The organism is Streptococcus infantis, from assembly GCF_001579645.1.
In the GTDB taxonomy this organism is placed as follows: Bacteria; Bacillota; Bacilli; order Lactobacillales; family Streptococcaceae; genus Streptococcus; species Streptococcus infantis_E.
The window spans coordinates 118,909-126,318 of sequence record NZ_KQ970820.1; the positions used below are offsets into that span (position 1 = coordinate 118,909).

7 protein-coding genes are annotated in these 7,410 nt (G+C 40.5%); 4 read left to right on the forward strand and 3 right to left on the reverse strand.

The genetic code is table 11. From position 1 onward, the window contains the following. The coding region (locus SINDD18_RS06115; RefSeq protein WP_061863509.1) for a hypothetical protein at positions 1-995 on the reverse strand (995 nt) is incomplete at its 3' end. Between the two features lie 372 nt (positions 996-1,367). Here SINDD18_RS06115 and adhP point away from each other — a divergent pair. The 4 genes from adhP to SINDD18_RS06135 all read left to right on the forward strand — a co-directional run bounded on the left by adhP (position 1,368) and on the right by SINDD18_RS06135 (position 5,731). Next, positions 1,368-2,387 (forward strand): alcohol dehydrogenase AdhP, encoded by a 1,020-nt coding sequence (gene adhP, locus SINDD18_RS06120; protein WP_061863467.1) that lies wholly within the window; start codon positions 1,368-1,370, stop codon positions 2,385-2,387. 586 nt (positions 2,388-2,973) lie between these two features. After that, positions 2,974-3,963, forward strand: a complete 990-nt coding sequence (locus tag SINDD18_RS06125; protein ID WP_061863468.1) for a PTS sugar transporter subunit IIB — start codon at positions 2,974-2,976, stop codon at positions 3,961-3,963. A gap of 29 nt (positions 3,964-3,992) precedes the next feature. After that, entirely contained in the window at positions 3,993-4,805 is an 813-nt protein-coding gene (locus SINDD18_RS06130; protein WP_061863469.1) for a PTS mannose/fructose/sorbose transporter subunit IIC, read from the forward strand. Between the two features lie 14 nt (positions 4,806-4,819). After that, positions 4,820-5,731: a PTS system mannose/fructose/sorbose family transporter subunit IID gene (locus tag SINDD18_RS06135; protein ID WP_006149277.1), complete on the forward strand. Its 912-nt coding sequence runs from the start codon at positions 4,820-4,822 to the stop codon at positions 5,729-5,731. Between the two features lie 234 nt (positions 5,732-5,965). Here the strand turns inward: SINDD18_RS06135 and SINDD18_RS10525 are convergent, their stop codons facing one another. Together SINDD18_RS10525 and SINDD18_RS06145 are read right to left on the reverse strand one after the other, a co-directional pair. Further along, positions 5,966-6,658, reverse strand: a complete 693-nt coding sequence (locus SINDD18_RS10525) for a leucine-rich repeat domain-containing protein (protein ID WP_081108274.1) — start codon at positions 6,656-6,658, stop codon at positions 5,966-5,968. Between the two features lie 364 nt (positions 6,659-7,022). Then, entirely contained in the window at positions 7,023-7,283 is a 261-nt protein-coding gene (locus SINDD18_RS06145; protein ID WP_049529838.1) for a hypothetical protein, read from the reverse strand. Positions 7,284-7,410 lie beyond the last annotated feature (127 nt).

Below are 7,410 nucleotides of genomic sequence, written 5' to 3' on the forward strand. Positions count from 1 at the left end.
GGTTGCGTACAAACACTACGAAATTCGACCGTTCCTCTAGTCGTCAAGTCTTGAAATTGGTAACTACGGTGCGTTTGAAAATCCTTCTCTTGAGGAACAAGCAGAGTTTCTTTTCCATTTAGAGTATAGGCCGAAACTTCCTCAGTAGCTAGGTAATCTCTAGCCCGAATCGGAGAAAAATAGTAGGTTTCCCCATCTCGTTCTGCTGTAAAAATCGCAGAGCGGTCTAGATAATCAAAGAAATCATCCTCATCTTTGAAGAGTCTGGCATTGACACCAACATTCTCTGAATAAATCCCATGCATGGAAGCTTCCCAAAAAATATCCCGTGAAATCTTAGTATCCCATTCTGCTCCCGAAAACTCAGAATTGGCAAATAAGTAAGCTTTTGCTGCTTCAATCTGAGTGAAAGCATTGATAACTCGTAGGTAGTTAGCAGTCGATACATCCAACTGAACTTGACTCCCACAGATAAAAGCACCGTATTGTGGAAAGTCATGCAAATCAGCTCTATCTTGGCGACTTCCCATATGCAAGTAATCCATCAGCATCTGGTAGCGTGGATAAGCCACCGGTCGATTGTCATTCTGATCCCAGTTTGGATGAATCCCCCAGCCCTGGATAGCATGATCCTTTTCGCCTAGTTTTTCCTGAATGACCTTCATATAAGCTTGAAATCGACCTTGGACCTCTTGGATTTTCTGGGCTCTGCCAAAGGCAAACTCCAAGGTCGTGTAAGAAACCTCAAACAGAATCCGATCCTGACTTTTTGGTTCTACAAGTTGAATCGGATTTCCGTCCTGGTCCTCTTTTTCAACTTCCAGGCTAAGAGCATTCACTAAAAATCGCATCAAGTCCTTTGTGACTTCAATATCTGTGGGTTTCCCTTTCGTATGTACGATAGGAAACTCCAACTCAATACCAATGTAGAGTTCTGGATTTTCTTTGATATTTTTTAAATAACGGTTTTTCAATAACTGAATAGAAGGGGACATAGATACCTCTCACTCTAAATTCTCTAACTAGAAAGATCAATTGCTTTCTATATTATACCAAAATCCCCTCGAGAAGAAACTCAGAAAATTTGCTGAAAACCTTAAAGAGGCGATATAAAGTCAACTTTTCTAGCGTTTATAGGTATTTACTCGCCAATGCATCAATCTTATTTGTTCAATTTTCACAGTCTTATCAACCGGTTAAGCGATTACATAGTTTTTTACCTCAAAACTATTGTACTATAGTAAATATCGTGATATACTTCACATATAAGTAAATAAGAGGGCGGTTCAAATTCGACTTCACTTGAAAACCTCTCAAGCCAAGCCCCTTTTCCACTGCACCTCAACGACTAATTAAGGAGGATAGCTATGAAAGCTGTTGTTGTAAATCCAGAAGGCACTGGTGTTGCTATTGAAGAAAAAGTTCTCCGTCCACTCGAAACTGGGGAAGCTCTTGTAGAAGTTGAGTACTGTGGTGTCTGCCACACTGACCTCCACGTTGCCCATGGTGACTTTGGTAAAGTTCCAGGACGTGTTCTCGGTCACGAAGGTATCGGTATCGTCAAAGAAGTTGCTCCTGATGTTAAAAGCTTAAAAGTTGGCGACCGTGTCAGCGTAGCTTGGTTCTTTGAAGGCTGTGGTATGTGTGAATACTGTACAACCGGACGCGAAACTCTTTGCCGTTCCGTAAAAAATGCAGGCTACTCAGTTGACGGTGGTATGGCTGAACAATGTATCGTAACTGCAGATTATGCTGTTAAGGTTCCAGATGGTCTCGATCCAGCCCAAGCTTCTTCTATCACTTGTGCCGGTGTTACTACCTACAAAGCTATCAAAGAAGCAAAAGTTGAACCAGGCCAATGGGTTGTCCTCTATGGTGCTGGAGGTCTTGGTAACTTGGCTGTCCAATACGCTAAAAAAGTATTCAACGCTCACGTTATCGCAGTTGATATCAACAATGATAAACTTGCTCTAGCTAAAGAAGTTGGTGCTGATATCGTGATTAACGGTCTTGAAGTCGAAGACGTTCCAGGCCTTATCAAAGAAAAAACAAACGGTGGTGCTCACTCAGCTGTCGTAACAGCTGTATCAAAAGTTGCCTTCAACCAAGCAGTTGACTCTGTCCGTGCAGGCGGTCGTGTAATAGCTGTCGGTCTCCCATCTGAAATGATGGATCTTAGCATCGTCAAAACAGTTCTTGACGGTATCCAAGTCATCGGTTCCCTTGTTGGAACACGTAAAGATTTGGAAGAAGCCTTCCAATTTGGTGCAGAAGGTCTCGTTGTTCCAGTCGTTCAAAAACGTCCTGTCGAAGATGCCGTTGCTGTCTTTGATGAAATGGCTGCTGGAACCATCCAAGGTCGTATGGTTCTAGACTTTACTCACTAAGATAAATAAAATGCCAAAACGAGGTAGGGACAGAAGAGCCCGCCTCGTTTTTTTAGCAATAAAATTTTGACATGACAATTAATTGGACTTGGGGCAATTTTTAGACGCCCAAGAGCATTAGTGACGAAAATTTTTTTCTAGCCACATTCTTCAAGTAATACTCAATGAAAATCAAAGAGCAAACTAGGAAGCGAGCCGCAGGCTGCTCAAAACACTGTTTTGAGGTTGTGAATAGAACTGACGAAGTCAGTAACATATATACGGCAAGGCGAAGCTGACGTGGTTTGAATTTGATTTTTGAAGAGTATAAACAGCGGATTGTTGAAACATCAGGAACTGGGACTAGGAAGTCGAGAGTTCATTCATCAACCTCTAGCCCACCGCTTTTTATATTAAATTTTTTTACCATTCTATAGACTATTTTATAAAAAGTTGATATAACAACATTTAAAAAGATAGAACTTTTAGATTTTTTCACTCTTTATTATAATTAGTTGATTTTTTGCTGAAAACGGTTTATACTTAAAGAGTCTTAAAGTTTTCTTAAACTACAAGTCAAACATTTTTATAAGGAGGAATGACAATAATGAGTATCGGAATCATTATTGCTAGCCACGGTGAATTTGCCGCTGGTATTCATCAGTCAGGATCTATGATCTTTGGTGAACAAGAAAAGGTTCAAGTTGTAACCTTTATGCCAAACGAAGGTCCAGATGATTTATACGCGAAGTTCAATAATGCTGTGGCTGCATTTGACGCAGAAGATGAGGTTCTAGTCTTAGCTGATCTTTGGAGTGGATCTCCATTTAACCAAGCTAGTCGCGTGATGGGAGAAAACCCTGAACGTAAATTTGCCATCATCACAGGACTTAACTTACCGATGTTAATCCAAGCCTACACAGAGCGCCTAATGGATGCTGCGGCTGGCGTGGATAAAGTCGCTGCAAATATTATTAAAGAGTCCAAAGATGGCATCAAGGCTCTTCCAGAAGAGTTAAATCCAGCTGAGGAAGTTGCAACTGCTGCAGCTGCGCCTGTTGCCCAAGCTGCTATTCCAGAAGGAACTGTCATCGGAGACGGAAAACTTAAGATCAATCTTGCACGTCTTGACACTCGTCTTCTTCACGGACAAGTCGCAACTGCTTGGACACCAGATTCAAAAGCTAACCGTATCATCGTTGCTTCAGATAACGTAGCCAACGACGACCTTCGTAAAGAATTGATTAAACAAGCTGCTCCAAACGGGGTTAAGGCTAATGTTGTTCCAATCCAAAAATTGATTGAGGTTGCAAAAGACCCTCGTTTTGGTGAAACACATGCCCTTATCTTGTTTGAAACACCACAAGATGCCCTTCGTGCTATCGAAGGTGGTGTGCCAATCAAGACTCTTAACGTTGGATCAATGGCTCACTCAACTGGTAAAACAATGGTCAACAACGTATTGTCAATGGACAAAGACGACGTTGCTACATTTGAAAAAATGCGTGACCTTGGTGTTGAATTTGACGTACGTAAAGTTCCAAACGACACTAAAAAAGATTTGTTTGACTTGATTAGCAAAGCTAACGTTCAATAATTTACATTAAATAGAAAAGGAATAAAACCATGTCAGATATTTCAATCATTTCTGCTATCTTGGTTGTAGTTGTTGCCTTCTTCGCAGGTCTTGAAGGTATCCTCGACCAATTCCAATTCCATCAACCAATCGTTGCATGTACCCTCATCGGTCTTGTAACTGGTAACCTCGAAGCAGGGGTTATGCTTGGTGGATCACTTCAAATGATTGCCCTTGGTTGGGCTAACATCGGAGCTGCCGTAGCTCCTGACGCTGCTCTTGCCTCTGTTGCCGCTGCAATCATCATGATTAAGGGTGGTAACTTTACTACTGAAGGTATCGCAGTCGCAACTGCAACTGCAATCCCTCTTGCCGTTGCTGGACTTTTCTTGACTATGATTGTTCGTACAATCTCAGTTGGTTTGGTTCACACTGCAGATGCTGCTGCTAAAGAAGGAAATATTGCAGCTGTTGAACGCGCTCACTACTTTGCCCTTATTCTTCAAGGTCTTCGTATCGCTGTTCCTGCAGCCTTCCTTATCGCTATCCCAGCTTCTGCTGTTAAAGACGCTCTTGGTTTAATGCCAGACTGGTTGAATGGTGGTATGGCTGTCGGTGGTGCCATGGTCGTTGCCGTTGGTTACGCTTTGGTTATCAACATGATGGCTACTCGTGAAGTATGGCCATTCTTTGCTATCGGTTTTGCTCTTGCAGCAATTTCTCAATTGACTTTGATTGCCCTTGGTGTCATCGGTGTTGCCCTTGCCTTCATCTACCTCAACCTTTCTAAACAAGGTGGAAACGGTGGCGGAGGAGCTGCAACTTCTAACGACCCAATTGGTGACATCTTAGAAGACTACTAGAAAGGGGAACAATCATGGCTGAAAAAATTCAATTATCAAAATCAGATCGCCAAAAAGTTTGGTGGCGTTCACAATTCCTTCAAGGTTCATGGAACTACGAACGTATGCAAAACTTGGGTTGGGCTTACTCTTTGATCCCAGCTATCAAGAAACTTTACACTAAAAAAGAAGACCAAGCTGCTGCTCTTGAGCGCCACCTTGAGTTCTTCAACACTCACCCATACGTAGCTGCTCCAATCATGGGGGTTACTCTTGCACTTGAAGAAGAACGCGCTAACGGTACTGAAATCGATGACGCTGCTATCCAAGGTGTTAAAATCGGTATGATGGGACCTCTTGCTGGTATCGGTGACCCAGTCTTCTGGTTTACAGTACGTCCGATCCTTGGTGCCCTTGGTGCATCACTTGCTGCAACTGGTAACATCGTTGGACCACTTCTCTTCTTCTTTGGATGGAATGCAATCCGTATGTCTTTCCTTTGGTATACACAAGAGTTTGGTTACAAGGCTGGATCTGAAATCACTAAAGACATGTCAGGTGGTATCTTGAAAGACATCACTAAAGGAGCTTCTATCCTTGGTATGTTCATCCTTGCCGTTCTTGTACAACGTTGGGTATCCATCAACTTCACTATCAACCTTCCAGGTAAACAACTGTCAGAAGGTGCCTACATCAACTTCCCAGAAGGTGCTGTTACAGGTGGAGAATTGAAGGGTATTCTTGGTCAAGCACTTAGTGGTATGAGCTTGGATAGCGTTCAACCACAAACCCTTCAAGGTCAGTTGAACTCATTGATTCCAGGATTGATGGGACTTCTCCTTACTTTCCTTTGCATGTGGTTGCTTAAGAAAAAAGTATCTCCAATCACAATCATCCTTGCCCTCTTTGCAGTTGGTATCGCAGCTCGTTTCTTCGGTATCATGTAATCTCGGTGAGAATTTACAAACAAAAAAAGAATCAGGTTCATCACCTGATTCTTTTGGCTCTTTGTCAAATAGTGTTGATGAAGAACCTAATGAAAAAAGAATCCAACAAAAATTGGACTACCTGTCTCCGGTTGAATTCCGAAGACGGTAGCCCTAGGGTGTTTTTATTAAATTCTCACTTTTTGGGGTCAGTCCCTAAGCCTGATAGTAATTTTTTGTTCATACTATTCCCCTTTAGTCATTTACTACTTTAAGTTTCATTGCTTTAGCCACTTCTTCTGCCTTTGATCCCTTAGGTGTATGAATTTCTACATCTGGATTACAGTTTTTCACAAAATAGAAGTATTCTGTAATTTCTGTTACACTTGCTGGAATTGTAATGGATTTAATTGATGATGTACCCCAGAATACTAATGTTCCAATACTCTTTGTGCCTTCTGGGAAAGTTACTTCTTCAAGAGAACTACATCCATTGAAGATATCATCTTCTACTGTTTCTATTGACTTACCTAAGTAGACATACTTTAGAGCTTCATCAATCGCAAATGCAGTTTTTCCAAGATACCGTACTGTATCTGGAAAAACGATTGCCTCACAATGTTCCAAGTTCGCAAGACCACGTTCTCCTATTGCGATAACAGGTTTACCCTTAATTTCCTTTGGTACACGAACAACCTTATCGTCAGAAGTACAACTATAGATAACATAACCTTCTTGCCATTCATCATATGTGAAGTACTTTTCATCTGTCTCTGGGAAGTCTTTGAAGTTCTTCTCTGTTACTTCAGAGTTATTTGTTGTGTTATTTTTTGTTTCTATTGTAGAAGTACTTGTTGTGGTATCTTGTTTTGACTCCTTAGGTCCGCATCCTACTAAACCTGATAAGAGTACTGCTGCACATAAGCCTGATAATAGTTTCTTGTTCATTATTTCTCCTCCTAATATTTTATGAATATATTAACACCTGTATTGTTATAAGATGTAGATATTGTTGCTAATATCAAATATTTCTATTTAATCTTCTCATAAATATATACATGTTAATATGTTGAAGTCTTTAAGTATTTATAACTTTTATAACTATAGTTCCTTAATTTTTCCAGTAAAAAAACGAAAGGCACCACAAGTTATTTATGTATTTTCTTTAAACGATTCATGTACTTCTGTCGCAACTTCTCGCCCGCCTTTAATTGCGGTTGCGATAGATTGAGGACCTAAATATGCATCACCTGTTATTATTTATTTCTATTGTTTTCTGATGTTGACCGAAAGTCAAATTTTTACCTTTCATCTAGAACACTAAAGTATACTTTTGTTCAATTGCTGCAACGACAAGGTCACATGGAATAATATGTTCACTACCTGCCACTTCATGCGTTGATCTTCTTCCACTTTCATCTGATTCACCAAGTTCCATTGTAATAACCTTTACACCAGTTACTTTCCCACTCTCATCACGCAATACTTCTTTAATATTCTCTAAGAAATGGAATGTAACACCTTCATTGTGTGCATCTTTGATTTGTAGTGTAGCTTCTAGTATATTGTTCATATGGTCATTATCCTTTTGTTTTAGGTTTAGGCGCTTTTAATATAATGGATGTTGGCCTTTTTGTATACACTAAAATAGGGTTGGTAGAAAATTTCCACCAACTCTAAAAATTATAGAACCATTATAT